Genomic DNA, 22,523 nt, shown 5'->3' with positions numbered 1-22,523 from the left:
GAACCAAAAGAAGGCGAAACTGTAAAAGCAGTTGCAACAGTAGATGGAAAGAGCCCATCAGAAGAAGCAACAGCAACAGTAGGTAAAGCTGATGATAAGGGTACAAAAGTAGGCGGAGATGTTAAACCAGTTAAACCAACTGATGATAAACAAGATACTGGCATCAAAGTTGAAAATCCTGATGATGATACAAAAGTTACAGCTAAAGATGAAGATGGCAAAGACGTTCCAGTTGAAATTGATAAAGATGGAAATGTAATTGTAACTCCAGGAACAAATGTTGATGGACCAATCACTGTAACAATTGAAGATCCAGATCTACCAGGCGGAAAAGTTGAAATCGAAGTTCCAGTTGAAGGACACGAAAAAGGAAAAGATGACAACAATTCTGATAAAGATGGTAATAAAACAATAGCAGACAAAACTAACCCAACTGTTCCTTCAAAAACTGAAGTTAAGGATAAAAACAACTTAACTGATGAGGAAAAAGATAAGGTTAAAAAAGCAATCGAAGACGCTAATAAAGATAAATTCCCACAAGGAACAAAAGTTGAGATTGGAAAAGATGGAACTGCTACTATAACTTATCCAGATGGTTCTGTTGACATCATTAAAGGAAATGATTTAGTAATTCAAAAAGCAAAAGCTGGTGCTAGTGGAAGTATTAATAGAGTTAATAGCTCTAATACAGGCAAAAATGTTAAAACAGGTGTAGGTTCTTCTGCAACTATTTTAGCAACATTGGCTGCAGCAGTAAGCGGATTATTCGCTTCTAAAAAAAGAAAAAATGATTAAAATTAATTTTTTCGAAAATAAAAAATAATTTTTAGTGAAGACCTTCGGGTCTTCATTTTTTTGTTGGGATTTTTTGATTTTATTTTTTTCTTATTAAAAAAGTTTTTATGGTAAATTATAATTTTATTTTATTAATGTGATTTTTTATATGACTTTTGGGTGTGGGTATAATAGATTTATGGAGGAATTTATGGATAGATTTTTAGTTTTTTTGGCGGATGGTTTTGAGGAAATTGAGGCTTTGACTTTGGTTGATTATTTTAGAAGGGCTGATATTTTTGTTGATATGGTTTCTGTTGGCAATGATTTGTTTGTTGTTGGCTCTCACGATATTATTGTCAAGGCGGATAGGCTTATTGATGATATTGATTTGGATTTTTATGATGGGATTTATATTCCTGGTGGTAGTTTGGGGGCGAAAAATCTTAGGGATGATAAAAGGGTTATTGATATTGTAAAAAAATTTGATGAGGAGAAAAAAATAATTTGTGCTATTTGTGCAGGGCCTAGTGTTCTTGATAGGGCAGGTATTGTTAGTGATAGGAATCTTGTTTGTCATCCTAGTGTGGAAAAAAGCCTTTTGAATGTTGGAAATATTAAAAGTGACAAGCTTATTGTTATGGATGGAAATATTTTTACGTCAAGGGGCGCTGGTGCTAGTGTTTTTTTGGCTTTGAAATTGATTGAAATGATTAAGGGGATTGATGTAAAAAATAGTGTAAAGGCTGGTATTCAGGAAGATTTTGTTGAGAAATATTTTGGTTTTAATTTTTAATGTTTATTTTGAATAAATTGATATTTTTTGTTGATTTATTCTTTTTTTGCTTTTTTATTTTATTTAAAAAAAGGTCTATATATGTTAAAATATAAGAATACTGATAGGTATTTAATTTCTATAAAAATCATATTTTTGGTTTTTAAATTTTAATTGGAGGTATTATGAAAAAGATTGGTAAGGTTTTATTGGCCTTTTTATTGATTATAGGGACTGGCTTTACGGGTTTTACTCTCGGAAAGAATTCTTCTAATGATAATCGTATGATTTCTGAACAAAATCAAAAGCACATGGCTTCTATGGAAGCTATGAAGGAATTGATTGATGAGAATTTCCTTTTTGATTATGAGGATAAGCAATTGTACGATGGTTCTTTGAAGGGTATGTTTGAAAATTTGGGCGATCCTTATACTGCTTATTATACAAAGGAAGAATTTGACAAGCTTATGGAAGATGTTAATGGAAAGTATGCGGGCATTGGTGTAGCTGTTCAAGCTAGTGATGAGGGATATATCAAGGCGATTTCTGTTTTTGATGAATCTCCTGCAAAAAAGGCTGGCATCAATGTTGGCGATTATATTACCAAGGTTGATGGTGTTTCTTATTCTTCTGACCAATTGGAAGAGGCTGTGTCAAAAATCAGAGGAAATGTTGGAGAAAAGGTAAAGATTACTGTCCTTAGAAAAAATGCTGAGGGCAAGGCTGAGGAAAAAGATATTGATGTTGAAAGAGCTGATGTGAAGGTTGATACTGTTGAAAGCAAAGTTGTTGAAAAAGATGACAAAAAAATCGGCTATATAAAAATTAAACAATTTGAGGATGTTACTAAGGAAGAATTTGGCAAGGAATTGAAGGCTTTGAAGGATGCTAAGGTTGATGGTATTGTGATGGATCTTAGAAATAATCCTGGTGGTGGGCTTGATGTGTGTCTTGCTATAGCTGATACTTTTTTGGATGAGGGTGTAATTGTTTCAACTGTTGATAAAAAAGGCAAAGAAATTGTTGAAAAAAGTGACAAGGAAATGGACAAAACTCCTATGACTGTTCTTATAAATGAAAATTCTGCTTCTGCGTCTGAAATTTTGGCTGGAGCTTTTAAGGATAGAAAAAGAGCAAAAATTGTTGGGAAAACTTCTTTTGGTAAGGGAATTGTTCAAAAACTTTTCCCTCTTGATGATGGTTCTGGTGTAAAAATTACTATTAGCGAATATTTCACACCAAACAAAACTAAAATTCACAAAATTGGTGTAAAACCTGATGTAGAAGTTGAAGATAAAAGTGAAAATGGAGCTTTGGATATAGAAAATCTTGACAAGGATACTCAATTTAATAAGGCTTTGGATACATTATTAGAAGAAATTAAGGGGTGATATTATGAACAGCTATAACAGCGAGCAAAGGATTGAAGAACTAAATAATCTTTTAGAAAAAAAAGATATTCCGGCTTTAAAGGATTCTTTGAGAAGAACTAACCCCGTAGATATAGAAGAATTTATGTCTGAGCTTGACAATGAAGAAAGTTTGATTGTTTATAGGCTTTTGAGAAAAGACGATGCTGCTGAGGTGTTTGCTGAATTAAAACAAGATGGAAAGCACAGACTTTTGACTTCTATTACTGATCCTGAGCTTGATGCTATTGTGAAAGCTTTAAATTTCGACGATGTAATTGATACGCTTGAGGAAATGCCTGCAACTGTTGTAAAAAGAATTTTGAGAAATTCTGATTCTGAAATGAGAAAAAGAGTAAATCAATTTTTACAATTTCCAGAAGATTCTGCTGGAAGTTTGATGACAACAGAATTTGTAGAAGTAAATCCAGAAATGACCTGCCAAGAAGTTTTGGACAGGATAAAAAAAGTAGGTTCAACAAAAGAAACTATTTATACTTGCTATGTAACAAATACTACAAAATCTTTATTGGGTTATGTTTCACTAAGGTTGATTGTAACAAGCTCATTAGATACAAAAGTTAAAGATTTGATGTATGAAGATGTAATAAGCGTGGAAGCTTACGAAGACCAAGAAGATGTAGCAAAAACTTTTAGAAGATATGGTTTTACAGCTTTGCCAGTTGTTGATAGCGAAAGAAGGCTTATTGGAATAATTACAGTTGACGATATTATGGATATAATGGAACTTGAAACAACTGAGGACTTCCAAAGAATGGCTGGTACAACACCAGATGAAGAAGAATATTCAAGCACATCAGCCTTAAAACTTGCAAAAAACAGATTGCCTTGGCTAATGTTTTTGATGGTTTCGGCATCATTTACATCAACAATTTTAAAATCAAGTCAAAGGGTAATAGAATCAATAATTGCCCTAAATATGTTTATACCAATGCTAACAGACTCCGGCGGAAACGCAGGAAGCCAATCATCAACTCTTGTAATACGTGGAATGGCAACAGGAGATGTAGAGCTTGAAGATTGGTATAAAGTAGTATTTAAAGAATTCGAAGTTGGAGTTATAGTAGGAGTTATAATGTCATTTTTAGCATTTTTAAAATGCCTATTATTTGACGGAGTAGCTATGGAAGTTGCAGCCATAGTAGGAATAACAATTTTTGTAATAATAATTATAGCAAAAGTTGTAGGAGCTTTACTTCCAATGGGAGCAAAAAAATTAGGCTTTGACCCAGCAATAATGGCAAGTCCACTAATAACGACAATAGTAGATTCAATAGGATTAATATGCTATTTCCAAATTGCAAAATTAATTATGGGAATATAAAAAAATGCTTACTTTAATTAGTAAGCTTTTTTATTTTTGAAAATTGGTGTAAGAAATTTAAAAAAAATAAAATAATTCTTTAGTGATAAAATTAAATTAAGAAATTACCAATCTCGACTAAACGAAACGAAGTGGAGTGCATGGAGGGATCTCTTTTTAAAATATGGCAAAATAAATAGACTGGAAAAGGAAATTTATGCCCTTATCCAGTCTAAATTTTATTATTCTTCGCTATTTTCTTCTTCTAATTCTTCTTTCACTTCTTCGTGAACGGCTTGTTTTATTTCTTTGTTGTCTATTATGGAATTTTCTGCTAATCTTTCTAGTTTTTCTTTTTCCATTTTTCCAAATTCTTCGTCGTCATCTAATTTTCTTTTTGTAAGAACAGATATTGCAAATCTTCTTCTCATTTCGTGTTTGATTTCTTCTCTTTCGTTAAACCAAGCAACTACTAGGATAATTGTAAGTATCATTCCTAAATATCCAAGTATTGGATAGAGGATTGACATTAATTTTTTAAAGCCTAAAAATGAAAGTCCAAAGCCCATTAGGGTAAATATTATTAAATTTCTTCTAAATTTATTTTCTGTATCGGAAAATCTTCTTGCGGCTGAATAAAATAGGGAAATGGCTGTGTTAAAAATCATTCCAAAAATTATTAATGACATCATAAGACCCAAAATTGGATGGATATTTTCTAAAACAATTTGCATTGGTATGTCGGAATCTTTTATCATTGGTAGGGTAAAAAATAGGGTAAGACCTACGAGCGCTGTAAGAATTGCTACCATCAATCCTCCAAGCATTCCCCCAAGTCCTGCTTCGGCTGAATCTGTTTTGCTTCCTCCTAGGACAAATGCCATGGAGATTCCGCTAATCATGCACAAGCCAAAATAATTTAGGGTGGATAAGCCTATGTTTGGCAGTGGGGATTTTACACTTTGTCCAATTTGATTTAGACTTTGCCAATCTGGTTTTATTGTTATAAAAGTATAAATTGCTCCAAGGATAGCAAAAATAATTATTAGTGGTGTAAAGGCACCGATTACTTTTGTTACTTTATCGAAATCTAACATTCCAATAAAAATTACTAGTAGGGTACAAATTAGTGAGCCAACCCATGGTTTAAATCCAAATTGTTGGTTTAAATTTGAGCCTGCACCTGCTATCATTACGAAACCCATCAAAAAGCAATTAATTATTAGGGCAAAATCCATAAATTTTGTCAAATATTTGCTTGAAACTTCTTCGATTACGTCGATATGACTTTCTGCTAAATAGTGAGAGCCAAGCTGAAGAATTATTCCTCCAACTAAAACGTGCAAAATTCCTATGGCTATAAGTCCAAATAGCCCTGATATTCCAAAGGAAATAAAATATTGCATTAGCTCTTGACCGCTTGCAAGTCCTGCTCCGGTTAATACGCCTACATAAGCTAGCATTATACTTATAGTTTTTTTATTCATTATTTCTCCTTTTTATTTTTTCTCCTTTAATAAAAAATTTTTTTATAATAAAAGTGTTGGTTTATGCCAACACTTTTTGTTTAAGAAAATTGGTTTATTACTACTTTTGGTATTATTTTTTCAATTTCTTCTCTTGTTGGTAGGTCTAGCACTTCTGCTGTTGCTGTTGCTGCTGCTATGGCAACTTTGTATGCTTCAAGATAATCGCTTGATCTTACCAAAGTTCCTATAAATCCTCCTATCATTGAATCACGACAGGCTACGGAATTTACTACTTCATTTATGTGAATTTCTTCGGATATATATGAATGTCCGTCTTGACAGAAAAACATTGAGCCTTTTTTGCCGTATGAAACTATGGCGTTTTGTGCTCCCATTTCTATAATTTTTTTGCCGTACTTATCCATATCTTCTATTGTTTCAATTTTTGTTCCAAAAATTTCCATCAAATCTTCTATGTTTGGTTTTACTAAAATTGGTCCTTCTTTTATAACGTCTGGCAAATATTCTGCTGGAATGTCCGCTATAAATTGCGCTTTGTTTGCTTTTGCTATTGAAACCATTCTAGAATAAATATCTTTGTCAGATTTTTCTTCCATTGGTGGGACTGATCCTCCCATAACAATTGTATCGCCTTCGCCAACTCTTGATAAATAATATAAAAGTTCATCTACTTCGTAGTGGCTTATGTTTGGACCTTTTGAATTTATTGTTGTTTCTTCGTTATCTAGTAATAATTTTATATTTGTTCTATTTTCTTCTTCGATATTTACAAAATCTGTCATGATATTTTCTTTATCAAGCCATTCTTCTATAAATCTTCCTTGATGACCACCTGTAAATCCAGTTGCAATTGTAGGGATTTTTAATTGTGATAAAACCCTAGAAACATTAAGAGCCTTGCCTCCTGGAAGGGTAAATTCATCAGACACATGGTTTTTATCGCCAATATTCAGGTTTTTTACTTCTAAAATTACATCCACAGATGGATTTAGGGTAACTGTATATATCATAATTCCTCCAATAATTAATCTTTTCTATTTTTATTTTTTATACTCTTAAATCATAAATCGCTTCGATGACTTCTTCCATGTGAAGTCCTCTTGAACCTTTTACAAAAACTAAAGTTGATTTTGTTATTAAAAATTTCAACTTATCTATTAGGTCATTTTTGTTTTCAAAATAAAAACTTCTGTTTTCTGGGAAATTTTCAAGACTTGCCTTGTACATTTCTTTGCAAAGTGGGCCATAGAATAGGCAATAATTTATTTTTTTTGGCTTTATATCAAGTCCTGATTTGTAATGAAGATTTTTTTCTCCATCGCCAAGCTCAAGCATATCTCCCAAAACTACAATTTTATTTAAATATCCATCCAAAAATCCTGCAAGCTCGAGTCCTTGCTTTAATGATTGGGGATTTGATTTGTAGGCATCGTCAAGAATGTCAAAGCCATTTCTTTCTATTAATTCATTTCTGTTTGCATTATTTGATACTTTGGCTAGACCATTATCAATTTCTTCATAAGAAAGATTAAATAATTTTCCAATAAGAACTGCCAAAGCTCCGTTATAAACTTGATGAGTGCCTAGTAGGGGAACTTTGTAATCTTCATTTTCGTATGAAAATTTTGTGTAAGTGCTTGAAAATTCTTTTGGATATACTTTAAAATTCACTCCATCTTCTTTGCCATAACTTATTGTTTTTTGTTTTATTGTGTAGGAAGGAAGAACTTTTTTTAATATTTCATCATCGCCATTATAGATAAAAGTTCCATCAGCTTTTAGGCCTTCAAGAATTTCAAGTTTTGCTTTGGCAATTCCTTCTCTTGATTTTAATTTTAAAAGATGAGCATCGCCAATATTTGTAATCATTGCCATATCTGGTTTTGCAATATTTGTAAGGAGAGAAATTTCTCCAAAATCTTCTGTGCCCATTTCAACCACGCCGATTTGCGTTTTGTCTGAAAAATCCAAAAGAGTCAAAGGAACTCCAATTTCATTATTTAAATTTCCTTGAGTTTTTTCTACCTTATATTTTTCTGACAAAACCGAATGAATTAAATTTTTGCTGGTTGTCTTGCCATTTGAACCTGTGATTGCAATTATTTTTATGTCAAGCTCATCTCTGTATGCTCTTGCCAAATCTTGTAAGGCTTTTTTTGTATCAGAAACTTTTACAAAGGGAATTGAAATTGACTTTGGAATTTTGTAATTTTCGTCAATCAAAAAGGCAACAGCTCCGGAGTTCTCACATTCTTCTATAAAAATTCTTCCATCAAATTTTTCTCCAACTATTGGGATATAGAGATTATCTTTTTTGATTGTTCTAGAATCAATTGATATTCCTTTGATTTTGGTTTTAGAATACTTTGGGTTTGAAATTTCTCCACCAAGCATTTTTGCAATTTCTTCTAAATTTCTTTCAATCATTTAAATCTCCTTTTTTGAAAACTTTTAAAACCTTCTTCAATTAGCATATCAAGAATTTGTGAAAATTCTAGGTCAAAACTAATTTTGCAAAGTCTTGCAAAAAATGAAGTTGGGGTAAAGCCAGGGAAGGTGTTTATTTCGTTGATGTAAAATTCATTATCTTTTAAAAATATATCAACTCTTGCAAATCCTTGGCAATTACAAGCCTTGTAGCATTTTTTTGCAAATTCTAACAAATCTTTTTCAAGCTTTTCATCCATTGGATAAGGAAGCATTTCTTTTGTGGATTTATCAAAATATTTTGCATCATAGTCAAGGAAAATATGGTCAGTTACATAAGCTCCTGGCTTTGATGCAATTAATTTATTATCGCCGATTATGGCAATTTCTACTTCTTGACCAATTATTGCCTCTTCAACTAAGATTTTTTCATCATATTTTAAAGATTCTTTTCCAAATTTTAAAAGCTCGTCAATATTTTCTGCCTTATTTACTCCAACTGATGAACCATTTGCTGATGGTTTTACAATCATTGGAAACTTAATATATTCTTCGCATTTTTTTGCAAAATCAAGGTCAAAAGATTCTTCGTTAGCATAAAGGTATCTTGCTTGTTTTAATTTATTTTTTTCGAAAATGTCGTTTGCAGTAACCTTGTCCATACAAACAGAAGATGACAAAAGTCCATTTCCAATATAAGCTGTGTCAATTGCATCCAAAAATCCTTGGATAGTTCCATCTTCTCCATAAGTTCCGTGAACACAAGGAATTATAATTGTATTTTCCTTATCCTTATCTTTTAATTCTAAAAGAAAATCAGAAATTGATTCTAAAATATTTTCTTTGCATTCTTTTACAAGTTCAAATTCATCGTCTGTATTTATAAAATCGAAAGCTTTTGAAAATCTACCTTTTTTATCAATATAAACAATTTTTAAATTGTATTTGTTTTTGTCTAAATTTTTTGAAATATTAAGGGCACTTCTAAGAGCTATTTCATGCTCGCTTGAAGGTCCACCGCATAATAAATAAGTATTAATCATATATCTCCCCACTCTAATTTTATATAAAAATTTTACTACATATTGGAAATTAGAGCAAATAAAAGAAGATTTTATTGAAAAATAAATTAATATTTATTATTTTCTTTTGAAAATTTTCGTGTTTTTATTTCTACAAATAAAAGTATAATATTTAAAAAAATAAAAATAGGGGGAAATATGGATTATAAAGATTTACAACCAAAAGAAGTTTTTCATTGGTTTAAAGAAATTTCAAATATACCAAGAGAAAGCGGAAATGAAAAAGAAATTTCAGATTTTTTGGTAGATTTTGCAAAAAAAAGAAATTTAGAATATTGGCAAGATGATTTTTTAAATGTATATATAAAGAAAGAAGCAAGCAAGGGCTTTGAAAATTATCCAGAAGTTTTACTCCAAGGACACATGGATATGGTTTGTGTAAAAGAAAATGGTTCAGACCACGATTTTTCTAAAGATCCGATTGAGCTTGTAATAGATGGAGAATGGCTTAGAGCAAACAAGACTACTCTTGGGGCAGATGATGGAATAGCAGTAGCTTACGCTCTTGCAATTTTGGATGATGAAAAAATTTCACACGGTCCAATTTCTGTTTTGATAACAACAGGCGAAGAAACATCTATGGTTGGAGTTAATAATTTAGATACAAAAAAATTAAATGATCCAAAATATTTATTAAATATCGACAGCGAAGAAGAAGGAATTCTTACAATTGGTTGTGCTGGTGGAATGGATATAAAATATTCTTTTGAAAAAGAATATGAAAAAGCAGATGGAGAATTTATTTCAATAGAACTTAAAAATTTCCAAGGCGGACATTCTGGAATGGAAATTGATAAGTTTAAACTAAATGCGATAAAGGGACTTGTTAGAATAATTGATGGACTAGATTCATATAGGATAGGAAAAATTACAGGTGGAGTAAAAAGAAATGCAATTCCATCAGAAGCATTTGCGATAGTAGAAGTAGATGATGCAAAAAAAGCAATAAAAAATCTAGAAATAATAAAAGATGAAATTATCCACGAATACAAAAATTCAGATCCAAAAGGCGAAATAAATATAAAAGAATGCGAATTTGATGGAGAAGTTTTAACAAGAGATTTGTCAGAAAAAATTGTAAATGCAACAATGATTGTTGCAGACGGCCCTGTAAAAAAATATGCAGGAAATTTAGTTACAAGTTCAAATCTTGGTTTAATTGAAGAAGATGATAAAAAAATAAGTTTTGTAATTCTTGCAAGAAGCGAATTAACATCAGCAAAAAGATTTAGAAGAGATGTTATAAAAAAACAAGTAGAAATGTTTGGAGCAAAAGTAGAAACATCAAATGAATATCCAGGCTGGGAAAGAGAAGACAGCGAACTTTTGGAAATAATGAAAAATGTTTGGGAAAAATTAAATGGAGAAAAACCAGAAGTTTTAACAACCCACGGTGGGCTTGAATGTGGTTTGTTAAAACAAGATATGAACCAAACCCAAATGGTATCATTCGGCCCAGAAATAGAAGGCGCCCATAGCCCAGAAGAAAGAGTAAATATAAAATCAACAGAAAATAATTATAAATTCTTAATAGAGCTTTTAAAAGAATTAAAATAAAAAAGAGCTTTGAAAATTTCATACTGTTGACAAAATAAAAAATTAGCAATTTTTATAGGACAAACAACCGCCCACTCCGGTTGTTTGTCCTAATTTATATCGTAAGCAGTTAGTAGAGAAATCTCATGAACTCTCTCTTTATTCATTATTTTTACTCACATTAAAATACATTTTTTGAAAAATTTTTTGTTCTTATTAAAACTAATTTGCTTTGAAAAAGATTCCATGCTTTTGCGTTGGTTTTTAGAATTTGTAAGTAATAGCAACGCTTATAAATTTGCACTAAATTTTAGGGATAAATGTGAAAAATCAAAGAATATCTTTAGTTATTATAGTAAGTGACTTTATTTTTATTTTGAAAATATAATATTATTTAGACTAATGATTTGTCTACACTTTGAGAGGTTTGCACCTCTTTTTTTATTTTGCTAAGTAAGATAATTAAAATCCTTGTTAAAAAATTTTTTCGTGCTATAATATTTACAGAAAAGGAAATCATTTTCTAAAAATTTAATATTTTTTTAACTATTATTTTCAAAAATGCAAGTATTGTATTATGTCAGGAAAACGTGTATAATATATTTAAGATTTAAGGATTATAGTTAAAAAAATAATAGTTATAGAATTTTATTTATCAACAATTAATGGAGGTAATATGTACGAGGAAAAAGTTACGCTTGTAAATGAAATCGGTTTACACGCAAGACCTGCTTCTATTTTTATAAGAGAAGCTGTAAAGCATGCGTGCGATATAAATGTAGAAAAAGATGGAAGAATTTATAATGCAAAATCAATTATGTCAGTTTTGTCTATGAGTGCCGGAAAAGGCGAAGAAATTATAATAAAGGCTCAAGGCGATGACGAAGAAGAAGCTGTAAAAAGTTTAGTTGATTTGGTAGAAAATAAATTATCTAATTATTAGCGATTTAAATTTATTTAAAAATAAAAATTAATACTTATTTAGAGAACACTTTTGATAGAAAAAGTGTTTTTTCTTTGCGAAAATTTTTAAAATTAATAATTTTGTAAGATTAAAAAAAATTAAAAATTATTTTTTAAAATTTCATATAAAAATGTTAAGATTTCAAGTTTTGACAATCCGTACTAAAGCAGTATACTTTAAATGTATATAAATTTATTTTCTCAAAAGTTAGGAAAAAAGAGGTAAGAAATGAAAGAATTATTAAAAGTTGAAAATTTACATGTTTCAGTTGGAGATACTGAAATATTAAAAGGAATAAATTTAAAAGTTAATGCTGGAGAAGTTCATGTAATAATGGGATCAAATGGTTCAGGAAAATCTACATTCATGAACGCTGTAATGGCGAATCCAGCTTACGATGTAACAGAAGGAAAAATATTTTTTGAAGGAGAAGATATAACAGAATTAACAACTGATAAAAGAGCAAAGGCAGGAATTTTTATGTCTTTCCAATCTCCTGATGCGATTAATGGTGTAAAGCTTAGAGATTTTCTAAAGCAAGCAAAAGAAGAAGTAACAGGAAAAAAACCTTCAATTTTAGGATTTAATAAAGAACTAAAAAAAGAAATGGATGATTTAAAATTATCTGAAGAATATGCAAACAGATATGTAAATGTAGGATTTTCTGGTGGAGAAAGAAAAAAATCTGAAATTTTGCAATTAAAAATTTTAAATCCAAAACTTGCTATGCTTGACGAAACTGATTCAGGACTTGATGTTGATGCGGTAAGAATTGTAAGTGAAGGAATAAAAAATTATTTAAACGAAGATAATGCTGTAATAGTTGTAACTCACCACAACGAATTATTAGAAAACATTGATGTTGATTATGTTCATGTTTTAAAAGATGGAGTAATCAAAGAAACATCTGATGCAAGCCTAATGGAAAAAATTGAAAAAGAAGGATATGAGTGGGTTTAATATGACAGAAAAAAAATTTGATGAATCATCCTTTAAGGATATTGATAGGGGTATTTATGATGTCATTGACAAATTTGAATACTCAGATATTTCCGACAAGGGTTTAAATAAAAAAATAGTTGAAGAATTATCAAAAAAGAAAAATGAACCAGAGTGGATGCTAAAAAGAAGACTTCAATCTCTTTTGATTTTTGAAAAAACAGAAAATCCATCATGGGGACCAGATCTTTCTGAATTAAATATGGCAGACATAACAACTTATGTTAAGCCAAAAACTGACAAAAAAAGTAATTGGGATGCTCTTCCAGAAGAAATAAAAGATACTTTTGATAGGTTAGGAATTCCTCAAGCTGAACAAGAATCTCTTGCAGGAGTTGGAGCTCAATATGACAGTGAGGAAGTTTACCATTCAATTCAAAAACATTTGTCAGATCAAGGAGTAATTTTTACAGATTTTGATACAGCTTTGAGAGAACATGAAGAAATTGTTCACAAATATTTTCAAAGAGCAATTCCTCCAACACTTCACAAATATGCAGCCCTTCACGGTGCAGTTTGGTCTGGTGGTTCTTTAATTTATGTTCCAAAGGGAGTAAATGTTGATATTCCTCTTCAATCTTATTATAGATTGAACGCACCAGGAGCTGGGCAATTTGAACACACAATGATTATTGCAGAAGAAGGAGCAAAAGTTCATTTTATAGAAGGATGTTCTGCACCAAGATATAATGTTGTGAATCTTCACGCTGGAAGTGTAGAAATATTTGTTCATAAGGATGCCGAAGTAAGATTTTCTACAATAGAAAATTGGTCAAGAAATATGTACAACCTTAATACAAAAAGAGCAATCGTTGAAGAAAACGGTCAAGTTGAATGGATTTCTGGATCTTTTGGTTCAAAAGTTTCAATGCTTTATCCAACCACAATTTTAAATGGCGAAGGAGCAAGAGCAGAATATACAGGAATAACTTATGCATCAAACGGTCAATATATTGACAATGGTTGTTCAATGATTCATAACGCACCAAACACTTACTCAACTGCTCTTACAAAATCTATTACTCAAGGAAATGGAAAATCTATGACAAGATCTTATGTAAAAATTGGTAAAAATGCCAAAGGATCAAAGTCAACTGTTGATTGTGAAAACTTGATGTTATCACGTGAGTCAAAATCAGATACAATACCAACTCTTGATATTAGAAATGATGAAGTTGATTGCGGTCACGAAGCAAAAATTGGTTCTCTTGACCAAAAACAAATCTTTTATCTAATGAGTAGGGGAATTCCAGAAAACGAAGCAAAATCTATGATTGTAAGAGGATTTGCAGAGCCGGTTGCAAAAGAATTGCCTTTGGAATATGCAGTTGAGATGAACAATTTGATTGATATGGAATTGGAAGGAGCAAATGGCTGATGGAAAAAGTAAATGTAATGAGAGAGCCTACTTGGTCATACACCAAGCTAAATTATAGCGAAAAAGCTCCAAGTTTAAATGAAAAAAAAGCTTATAAAAATTTTGAAAGTTCAAATGATGAAAACAAATCTTTAGATGAAATTTTTAATCAAAAAAATTACGGACTTTCAAAAGATTTTTTGATAGAAAATAAAGAATTTAATAATTTAGATATTTACAGAGATGTTGATGGAGAAAAAGATTTAGAATTTATAAATTTAAATCTTGACGAAAATTCAAATCAATTGGTTAATAAAATTGATATAAATGCAAAAAAAGGATCAAAATCTTCATTTTTAATTAATTTTTCTCAAACAAAAGGCAAATCTTCTTACCTAAATTCTTTGATAAGGGTAAATCTTGAAGAAGATTCTTTTGTGAAATTGGTTGTAGTAGTAGATTTATTAGAAAATTCTCTTAATTTACAACAAATTTCATCAATTATTGGCGACAGGGCAAATTTTGATATTTCTTATATTGAACTTGGTGCAGACAAGTCTTATGTAAATATTAGAAATTTCCTTGATGGAGAAGAATCAAATCTTGAAGAAAATGGAGTTTATTTCAAACAAAACGAAGATTTTCTAGACATCGGAGCTTTTAACGATCACAAGGCAAAAGTAACAAAATCAAATTGTATGTTTAATGGTGCCCTTAAAGGAAAAGCTGAAAAAAGATGGAAGGGTGTAGTTGATCTTAAAAGAGGATGTGAACACGCTGATGGGAAAATTGGAGATTATGCAGTAATGCTAAGTCCAGATGCTATTAACAGATCAGCACCAGTTTTATTGAATGAAGAAAAAGATGTAACAGGAGAACACGCTGCAAGCGTTGGAAGATTTGATAAGGCAATGTTATTTTATATAATGAGCAGAGGTTTTTCCAAAAGAAAAGCTGAAAGTTTGATGCTTGAAGCAAATTTCGCACCAACAATTGATAAAATTGACCATGAAGAATTGAGAGAGAAAGTAAGATACAAAGTTCACGCAATGAATACGAGGGATTAAGATGGATATAGAAAAAATAAGAAAAGAATTTCCATTTTTGGATGAAAAAAATACTGGAAAAAAAGTTATTTATCTAGATTCTGCGGCAACTAGCCAAAATCCGATCTCAGTTATAAATGCCCAAGCTGACTATTACAAATATTCAAATGCTAATCCTCACAGAGGAGCTCACTTTTTATCATGGAAGGCGACAGAAGCTTTTGAAAATACAAGAGAAAAGATAAAAGATTTTATAAATGCAGAAAAATCCGAAGAAATAATTTATACGAGAAATGCAACAGAATCTTTAAATCTTATAGCCTATTCTTACGCTTGTGAAAATTTGAAAAAAGGCGATGAAATTGTAATTTCAATTTTAGAACACCATGCAAACCTAGTTCCTTGGCAAAGAGTTTGCAAAGAAACCGGGGCAATTTTAAAATACGTTTATTTAAATGATGATTATTCTTTAAATTATGACGAATTGAAAGAAAAAATTACAGATAAAACAAAAATTGTTTCAATCACAGCCTCATCAAATGTGACTGGAGAGATGACTGATCAAAAATTAATTACAAAACTTGCTCATGAAGTTGGAGCAATTTCAATAGTAGATGCTTGCCAACTTGCTCCTCACAAAAAAATTGATGTAAAAGATTTGGATTGTGATTTTCTTGCTTTTTCTGCCCACAAAATGTATGGACCAATGGGAATTGGAATTTTGTACGGAAAATATGATTTACTTGAAAAATTAAAACCATACAATCTTGGTGGCGATATGATTGAATATGTTTATGAGCAAGAATCTACTTTTGCAAAACCTGCCCAAAGATTTGAAGCAGGAACTCAAGATGTAGGTGGAGTTGTAGGTCTTTCTGCTGCCATTGATTTTATGAATAAAATTGGTGTGGAAAATATTTATGAACATGAAAATAAACTTGCAAGATATGCCTATGATTTGATAAAAGATATTGACCATATAAAAGTATTTTTCCCAGAAAAAAGAAATACAGGCTCAGTTGTAGCATTTACTTTTGATGATATTCATCCACACGATGTTGCAACAATTTTGGATATGAAAGGAATTGCTGTAAGAAGCGGTCATCATTGCGCAATGCCACTTCACACCTACCTTGATGTATCTTCAACTTGCAGAGTATCATTTGCCATATATAATACTAAAGAAGAAGTAGAATATTTTGCAAAAGAGCTTAAAAATGTAAGAAAGGTGATGGGACTTTAATGGACTTAAACGATGTTTATACTCAAGTAATTCTTGAAAATTCTAGAAATCAAAAAAATAAAAGAAATTTAGAAAATCCAGATATAAAAGAGCCAGGCCACAATCCTTCATGTGGAGATGAAATTGTTTTGGAATTAAAACATGATGGAAACGTAATAACAGAGGCAGCTTTTACAGGACACGGTTGTGCAATAAGCCAAGCTGCAACTTCTGTAATGTGCGATGAAATTGTAGGAAAAACAATTGAAGAAGCAAAAGAGATGGCAAAAATTTATATCGGCATGATAAAAAGAGAAGATATAAGCGATGAAGATTTGGAAAAAATTGGAGATGCAGCAGCTTTCCAAAATATTTCCAATATGCCACAAAGGGTAAAATGTGCGCTTTTATCTTGGAAAACTTTGGACGAAGTGATAGATAAAGATGTCAAATAATAATTTTTTCAAAGATTATAGGATTTTGGAATTTATAACAAGTGCAATAACTTTTGTGCTTTTAATAATTCTTACCGTAATTCAATATATAAGTGACAAAAAATATTGGTGGATAATTTTATTAGCAAGCATATTAATGGGCGCAAACGCCTATGTAAAATACAAAAAATTTAAAGAAAACAAAAAGCATTCTTAGAAAAATCTAGGAATGCTTTTTCATTTAAATTTTTAAAATTTTTCAAAATTATTTTCTATTAATTTTTCTATAGCTTCTCCAACTCCTGCTTTATTATTTGATAAAGTTATATAATCTGCGTGGGGTTTTAGATAATCGTTGGCGTTTTCCATTGCAACGGAAAATCCTGCCATATCTAGCATTGGTATATCGTTCATTTCATTTCCAATAGCCATTATTTCATCGATTTTAAATCCTAATTTTTCGCTCATTAATTTTATGGCATTTCCCTTGTTTGCGTTTTTGTTCATAACTTCAATTAAAACGGGAGCTGTTTTTGCGTAGTAATAATTTTCGTTTACAAAACTTGGCATATTGTCCATTACTTTTTCAATATTCCAAGGCCATCCCATAACCAAAAATCTACCAAAATTTTTATTTTCGTCAAAATCATTGTAGGAAATTTTTTGTAATTTTAATTTTGTAATAAAAGAATCGAATCTTGTCAAAATATTTGGATTTTTATGTCTTGTATAAAAACTATCATCATCCATGGCTGAAACTTGAACTTTAAAATTTTTCAAAGCCTTATCAAGATTAATTAAATCTTTTGGTTTTTGAAAAACTCCTGTGATGATTTCCTTAGTGTAGTTGTCAAAAATATAGGATCCGTTTTGGGAAATTGAAAAATGACCTTCATGTTCTAGGTCTAGTTCTTTGACATAAGGAAGAATTCCAGAAAATGGTCTGCCACTTACTAGAGCTATATGTGCTCCTAATTTTTTTGCTTTTAATATCATTTCTTTATTTTTTTTTGGAAGACGTCTTGTATTTGTAAGCAAGGTTCCGTCTATATCAATTGTTATTAGCTTAATCATAGTTTGATTATATCATATTTTTTTGAAATTTCTTATTTTTATTAAGTCTTTTTTTATGCTATAATTACAAGATGAGAAGGAGATATTATGAGATTTAAAAGATTTTTAATAACGATTATGGTGGCATTATTTGTATTTTTTTCTTCAAATGCCTATTTAAATAAATTACAGGATAAAAAAAATATAGATAATTATGGGGCTGAGGCTGCTGAAAATAATAAGGGAAAAAAGGTTGATAACGAAATTCTTGTGCTTTTGGTTGGAGTTGATGCAAGTAAAAATAAAGAAAATCCTGAGCCTACAAGGACAGATACAATTATGCTTTGTAAAATAAATTCTGAAACGGGAAAAGTTGATATTTTATCAATCCCTAGAGATTCTAGAGTAAAGGTTAGAGATGAATTTACAAAAGTAAATCACGCTCATGCTTATGGTGGAATTGAACTTACTTTAAAAACTTTGAGGGATTTTTTGGGACTTGATATTGACTATTATGCAGAAATAAATTTTGAGGCTGTTGTTAATATAGTTGATGAAATTGGAGGAGTAAATTACAAAGTTCCTGAAGGAGTAAGACTTGATGAAGGAAATACACATATAAGACCGGGAATGAATAAAATGAACGGACAAGATGTATTAACTTACTTGAGAGCTAGAAAAATTTACCAAAATGCTGATCTTGGTAGAGTTAATGCTCAACAAGAATTTATGAAAGGAATCATAAATGAATTGGTAAAAAAATCAAAAACAATAAATATGACTTCCTTGGTTGAATCATATTTTAAAGATGTAAAGACAAATTTACCGTTGGGAACTATGATAGATTTTGCTAGCAAAATGTCTAATTTTTCTTCAGAAAAATGTAAAACTTACACTGTTCCAGGAAATCCACAATATATTGATGGAGTAAGCTATTATATTCCTAATTACGAAGAAACTTGGAAGATAATTGATAAAGTATTTTCAAAATATAAATTAAAATCTTGGAAAAAAGAAGATAGTTCTTATTGGGAATATCAAAACTATACTTACACTAACGATAATGAAAATTCAAATGAAGATTATCAAAATTCAAATAGTAATGAAGAAGACGAAGAATATTTGGATGAGGATTATGAAGATTTGAACCAAGAAGACGAAGAAAATACAGAAGATGAAAATTATTTCGATGAAGATGTGAATAACCTTAATGAAGATAATTAATAGGTGGAAAAATGGACGAGAAAAGAAGAGAAAGAAAAGACGAACATATTGAAAATTATCTTAGAAGTGAATTTAAGTCAAAAACATTATTAAACAACGTTTATGTGGAACACAATGCCCTAAGCAATGTAAATTTTGATGAAATTGATACATCAATAGAATTTATGGGAAATAAAATTTCAATGCCTGTGATGGTAAATGCAATGACAGGTGGAACTGAAATAAGTGAAGATATAAACGAAGATTTATCAAATATTTGCAGAGAATTAAATATACCAATGGCTGTTGGAAGCGAATCCATAGCCATAAAAGATAAGGATTCAAGAGAGTCTTTTTCCCTATTAAAAGATAAAAATGTAATAAAAATTGGAAATCTCGGTTGGGAAAATAAAATCGAAAATTTTGAATTTGCAAAAGATTTAATAGGAGCATCTGCTATGCAAGCTCACTTAAATATTGCCCAAGAGCTAGTAATGGATGAAGGAGAAAGAGATTTTTCTAAAAATTTTGAAAATTTGGCAAATATTAGCAAAAATATTTCAGTGCCTTTGATTGTAAAAGAAGTTGGCTTTGGCATAAGCAAAGAGGTAGGACAAAAACTTTTAGATATTGGCATAAAATATATTGACGTTGCAGGAAAAGGTGGCACAAATTTTATAGAAATCGAAGATATGAGAATATTTGACAAGGATTATTCAGAATTTTATTCATGGGGAATACCTACAGCAAAATCAATTCTTGATGTAAGAAGTTTGTCTGATGATTTTTTCTTAATAGCAAGCGGTGGAATAAGAAATTCGAGTGATGTTTGCAAATCTCTAATAATTGGAGCAGATATGTGTGCGATTTCTGGAGAAGTTTTGTCATTTTTACTCAGGGGAGATTACGATTACGCAATCAAATATCTTAAAGAATTAAACACAAAAATAAAAATATTTATGGCTCTAGTTGGAGTGAAAAATATAGAAGAATTAAAAAAAGTTCCATATAAATTAACAGGAAGATTAAAAGAATTAGTAGATGAAAATTAATTTTAAAAAATTTAATAAATTAGTATAAAGGAGAAAATTATTTCTCCCAGAGCGTAGACAAACCCTCAAGCACGAATATCGGACTTCAAAAATTGTTGATTTCTAAATTCCAAAATTCTAAAAACGCAAACTCACTAACGCTCAAACAGTGCGTTTTTTGACGAATTTTAAAATTTGAAATCAAATCAATTTTTTTCGTATGATATTCTTAGCATGAGGATTTGTATACTTTGTCAACAGTCTGAGGAGAAAATTATTTCTCCTTTTTTATTTTTAATTTGGGTATAAAAATAATGTAATATTTATTATAGAAAGGAGAAGTATGTTAGGGGATATTTTATTGGCTCTGTCATTTACGCTTGCATTTATATGTATAGTTGCTATAATTTTTACTGATAAAAAAATTTTATTTACGCTTATAGCAATAGCTTTATTTATATATTTTTACAAGTCAAATATTGACAGAGGCGAAGCAGATATGATGACAATAATAGCTTTTATATCGGGCATTTTGTTACTTGCTATTGAGCTATTTGTACCTGGTTTTGGTATTATGGGAATTTCGGGTATTATTTTAACGACATATTCGCTAATTGATAGTTTTGATAATTCCCTATTTGGAATTTTGATTTTACTAATTACTGCGGCATCAATTTTTTTGAGTGTTACAATTTTTGTAAGATTAGGATTTTCAGCAAATTTATTTGACAAGGCTGTTCTTGTTAATACTCAAACTAAGGAAAGAGGATATAATTCCAAAAAAGATTATACATATCTTTTAGGGAAAAAAGGAAAAACGATAAGTATTTTAAGACCTACAGGAAGAATTACAATTGATGGGAAAATTTATGATGGAAAAACTTATGGAGATTTCATAAAAAAAGATGTAGGAATAGAAGTTGTAGAAATAAAAGATGGACATATTTATGTTAAGGAGGATATATAATGCCGATAATAATACCAGCTTTAGTAGTAATTTTTTTGATAGTATTTTTGACACTTGTGCCAATTGGTTTGTGGATTACAGCAAGATCATCTGGAGTGCCAGTTTCAATGGGCTCACTTGTTGCAATGAGGTTTAGAAGAATTAATCCAAGTCACATAGTTTATGCCTTGATTAAATCTCATCAAGCAGGAATTCAAATTTCAAGTTCTGATTTGGAAAGTCATTTTCTATCAGGAGGAGATGTAAACCAAGTTGTAGATGCCTTGATTGCAGCAGAAAGAGCAAATATTGATTTAAATTTTCAACAAGCAGCAGCAATGAATCTTGCAGGAAGAAATGTTTTTGAAGCAGTCCAAGTTTCTGTAAATCCAAAAGTAATAAATACACCAACCATAGCAGCCGTTGCAAAAAACGGAATAGAAGTTAAAGTAATTGCAAAAGTTACAGTAAGAGCAAATATTGAAAGGCTTGTAGGAGGAGCTGGCGAAGAAACAATAATCGCAAGAGTAGGCGAAGGAATTGTAACAACAGTTGGTTCATCAGACACACACGCAGAAGTTTTAGAAAATCCAGATAATATTTCACAAACAGTTCTAATGAAAGGACTTGATAGCGGGACAGCTTTTGAAATTCTTTCAATAGATATTGCAGATGTAGATATAGGACGTAATGTTGGAGCAGAATTACAAAGAGATCAAGCAGAAGCTGATAAGAATATTGCCCAAGCAAAAGCGGAAGAAAGACGTGCCCAAGCTATAGCGCTTGAACAAGAAAACAGGGCAAAAGTTGTAGAAGCCCAATCAAAAGTTCCGCTAGCAATTGCAAGAGCATTAGAAAGCGGAAACCTTGGAGTTTTAGATTATTATAATATGAAAAATATAAACGCTGATACTCAAATGAGAAATAAAATATCAGAAACTGATAGCAGAGATGAAATTTAATGGCAAAAGATAATTTAAAAACCAAGTTTTATAAATTTATTTATCTTCTTGATAAGGAAAATAATAAAGAAGAAGGAAAAGATACACCAGATTTTGATACTTGGTTAAAAGAATTAAAAAAAGAAGAAAATAATAATCTAAAAAAACAAAAAAAATTAAAAAAGAAGATGACATTTGGACAAGCCATGTCATCACTTGCAAAAGATACAAAAAATAAATCCAATAACAAAAAAACATACACAAATGATTACCAAAGATTTGAAAGAAAAAATCAACAAGCTTACAATGAAAAAAAAGTAAGTGCAAAAAAATCATACAAAAAAACCGAACAAATTTCAAAAAATCAAATCGAAGATTATTGGAAAGAAAATGAAAAAATAAAATTAGAAAAAAATGAATTAAAAAAGGCGATTATCTATTCAGAAATAATAGGAAAGCCAAAAGCAAAAAGATGAGTTTCTCATCTTTTTTCTTTTGCAACTAAGATGG

The 22,523-nt window shown here is 30.4% G+C and carries 21 protein-coding genes and 1 pseudogene; 17 read left to right on the top strand and 5 right to left on the bottom strand.

Going from position 1 to position 22,523, the window contains the following annotated elements; genetic code table 11:
- From HMPREF0078_RS09195 to mgtE, 4 genes and pseudogenes are all read left to right on the top strand, one after another.
- Positions 1–795 (top strand): annotated as a pseudogene (locus HMPREF0078_RS09195) (hypothetical protein); the annotation flags it as partial.
- A gap of 190 nt (positions 796–985) precedes the next feature.
- The gene (locus tag HMPREF0078_RS06290) at positions 986–1,570 is read left to right on the top strand and encodes a DJ-1 family glyoxalase III (protein ID WP_039920580.1); all 585 of its coding nucleotides are present in this window, start codon (positions 986–988) and stop codon (positions 1,568–1,570) included.
- 164 nt (positions 1,571–1,734) lie between these two features.
- Positions 1,735–2,940, top strand: a complete 1,206-nt coding sequence (locus HMPREF0078_RS06285) for a S41 family peptidase (protein WP_004839298.1) — start codon at positions 1,735–1,737, stop codon at positions 2,938–2,940.
- Positions 2,941–2,944: 4 nt separating this feature from the next.
- On the top strand, positions 2,945–4,303 hold the full coding sequence (gene mgtE, locus HMPREF0078_RS06280; protein ID WP_004839297.1) for a magnesium transporter: 1,359 nt from the start codon (positions 2,945–2,947) through the stop codon (positions 4,301–4,303).
- 221 nt (positions 4,304–4,524) lie between these two features.
- On the opposite strand, the gene HMPREF0078_RS06275 is transcribed toward mgtE, so the two are convergent.
- The 4 genes from HMPREF0078_RS06275 to HMPREF0078_RS06260 form a co-directional block, all read right to left on the bottom strand.
- Positions 4,525–5,769: a YkvI family membrane protein gene (locus tag HMPREF0078_RS06275; RefSeq protein WP_004839296.1), complete on the bottom strand. Its 1,245-nt coding sequence runs from the start codon at positions 5,767–5,769 to the stop codon at positions 4,525–4,527.
- Between the two features lie 80 nt (positions 5,770–5,849).
- Positions 5,850–6,782: a 1-phosphofructokinase family hexose kinase gene (locus HMPREF0078_RS06270; protein ID WP_004839295.1), complete on the bottom strand. Its 933-nt coding sequence runs from the start codon at positions 6,780–6,782 to the stop codon at positions 5,850–5,852.
- Between the two features lie 37 nt (positions 6,783–6,819).
- Complete coding sequence (locus tag HMPREF0078_RS06265) at positions 6,820–8,199, bottom strand: UDP-N-acetylmuramoyl-tripeptide--D-alanyl-D-alanine ligase (RefSeq protein ID WP_004839294.1); 1,380 nt, start codon at positions 8,197–8,199, stop codon at positions 6,820–6,822.
- Complete coding sequence (locus HMPREF0078_RS06260; RefSeq protein ID WP_004839293.1) at positions 8,196–9,242, bottom strand: D-alanine--D-alanine ligase family protein; 1,047 nt, start codon at positions 9,240–9,242, stop codon at positions 8,196–8,198. The genes HMPREF0078_RS06265 and HMPREF0078_RS06260 overlap by 4 nt, the downstream gene beginning before the upstream one ends.
- 177 nt (positions 9,243–9,419) lie before the next feature.
- Here HMPREF0078_RS06260 and pepD point away from each other — a divergent pair, with 177 nt between their 5' ends.
- The 8 genes from pepD to HMPREF0078_RS06220 all read left to right on the top strand — a co-directional run bounded on the left by pepD (position 9,420) and on the right by HMPREF0078_RS06220 (position 17,056).
- Positions 9,420–10,838 carry a beta-Ala-His dipeptidase gene (gene pepD, locus HMPREF0078_RS06255; protein WP_004839292.1) on the top strand — a complete coding sequence of 473 codons (1,419 nt, stop codon included), beginning with the start codon at positions 9,420–9,422 and terminating at the stop codon, positions 10,836–10,838.
- A gap of 655 nt (positions 10,839–11,493) precedes the next feature.
- Positions 11,494–11,760, top strand: a complete 267-nt coding sequence (locus HMPREF0078_RS06250) for an HPr family phosphocarrier protein (protein ID WP_004839291.1) — start codon at positions 11,494–11,496, stop codon at positions 11,758–11,760.
- Between the two features lie 249 nt (positions 11,761–12,009).
- Positions 12,010–12,741, top strand: coding sequence for a Fe-S cluster assembly ATPase SufC (gene sufC, locus HMPREF0078_RS06245; RefSeq protein WP_004839290.1), 732 nt, complete (start codon positions 12,010–12,012; stop codon positions 12,739–12,741).
- A gap of 1 nt (position 12,742) precedes the next feature.
- Positions 12,743–14,158, top strand: coding sequence for a Fe-S cluster assembly protein SufB (gene sufB, locus HMPREF0078_RS06240; protein WP_039920739.1), 1,416 nt, complete (start codon positions 12,743–12,745; stop codon positions 14,156–14,158).
- A complete protein-coding gene (locus tag HMPREF0078_RS06235; RefSeq protein ID WP_004839288.1) occupies positions 14,158–15,204 on the top strand; it encodes a SufD family Fe-S cluster assembly protein in 1,047 nt (348 codons plus the stop codon). The genes sufB and HMPREF0078_RS06235 overlap by 1 nt, the downstream gene beginning before the upstream one ends.
- A gap of 1 nt (position 15,205) precedes the next feature.
- On the top strand, positions 15,206–16,426 hold the full coding sequence (locus HMPREF0078_RS06230) for an aminotransferase class V-fold PLP-dependent enzyme (RefSeq protein ID WP_004839287.1): 1,221 nt from the start codon (positions 15,206–15,208) through the stop codon (positions 16,424–16,426).
- Positions 16,426–16,860 (top strand): Fe-S cluster assembly sulfur transfer protein SufU, encoded by a 435-nt coding sequence (sufU, locus tag HMPREF0078_RS06225; protein WP_004839286.1) that lies wholly within the window; start codon positions 16,426–16,428, stop codon positions 16,858–16,860. Before HMPREF0078_RS06230 ends, sufU begins: the two co-directional genes overlap by 1 nt.
- Entirely contained in the window at positions 16,850–17,056 is a 207-nt protein-coding gene (locus tag HMPREF0078_RS06220) for a hypothetical protein (RefSeq protein WP_004839285.1), read from the top strand. The genes sufU and HMPREF0078_RS06220 overlap by 11 nt, the downstream gene beginning before the upstream one ends.
- 32 nt (positions 17,057–17,088) lie before the next feature.
- Here the strand turns inward: HMPREF0078_RS06220 and HMPREF0078_RS06215 are convergent, their stop codons facing one another.
- The gene (locus tag HMPREF0078_RS06215) at positions 17,089–17,913 is read right to left on the bottom strand and encodes a Cof-type HAD-IIB family hydrolase (RefSeq protein WP_004839284.1); all 825 of its coding nucleotides are present in this window, start codon (positions 17,911–17,913) and stop codon (positions 17,089–17,091) included.
- Between the two features lie 87 nt (positions 17,914–18,000).
- Here HMPREF0078_RS06215 and HMPREF0078_RS06210 point away from each other — a divergent pair, with 87 nt between their 5' ends.
- The 5 genes from HMPREF0078_RS06210 to HMPREF0078_RS06190 all read left to right on the top strand — a co-directional run bounded on the left by HMPREF0078_RS06210 (position 18,001) and on the right by HMPREF0078_RS06190 (position 22,489).
- Positions 18,001–19,116, top strand: a complete 1,116-nt coding sequence (locus HMPREF0078_RS06210) for an LCP family protein (protein ID WP_004839283.1) — start codon at positions 18,001–18,003, stop codon at positions 19,114–19,116.
- A gap of 11 nt (positions 19,117–19,127) precedes the next feature.
- A complete protein-coding gene (gene fni, locus HMPREF0078_RS06205) occupies positions 19,128–20,147 on the top strand; it encodes a type 2 isopentenyl-diphosphate Delta-isomerase (RefSeq protein WP_004839282.1) in 1,020 nt (339 codons plus the stop codon).
- 322 nt (positions 20,148–20,469) lie between these two features.
- Entirely contained in the window at positions 20,470–21,093 is a 624-nt protein-coding gene (locus HMPREF0078_RS06200) for an NfeD family protein (protein ID WP_004839281.1), read from the top strand.
- The gene (gene floA, locus HMPREF0078_RS06195) at positions 21,093–22,034 is read left to right on the top strand and encodes a flotillin-like protein FloA (protein WP_004839280.1); all 942 of its coding nucleotides are present in this window, start codon (positions 21,093–21,095) and stop codon (positions 22,032–22,034) included. Before HMPREF0078_RS06200 ends, floA begins: the two co-directional genes overlap by 1 nt.
- The gene (locus HMPREF0078_RS06190) at positions 22,034–22,489 is read left to right on the top strand and encodes a hypothetical protein (RefSeq protein ID WP_004839279.1); all 456 of its coding nucleotides are present in this window, start codon (positions 22,034–22,036) and stop codon (positions 22,487–22,489) included. Before floA ends, HMPREF0078_RS06190 begins: the two co-directional genes overlap by 1 nt.
- Positions 22,490–22,523 lie beyond the last annotated feature (34 nt).

This window comes from Anaerococcus vaginalis ATCC 51170 (genome assembly GCF_000163295.1).
In the GTDB taxonomy this organism is placed as follows: Bacteria; Bacillota; Clostridia; order Tissierellales; family Peptoniphilaceae; genus Anaerococcus; species Anaerococcus vaginalis.
Note: the sequence above shows the minus strand (reverse complement) of the source record. Positions and strands in the feature narration are given on the sequence as shown.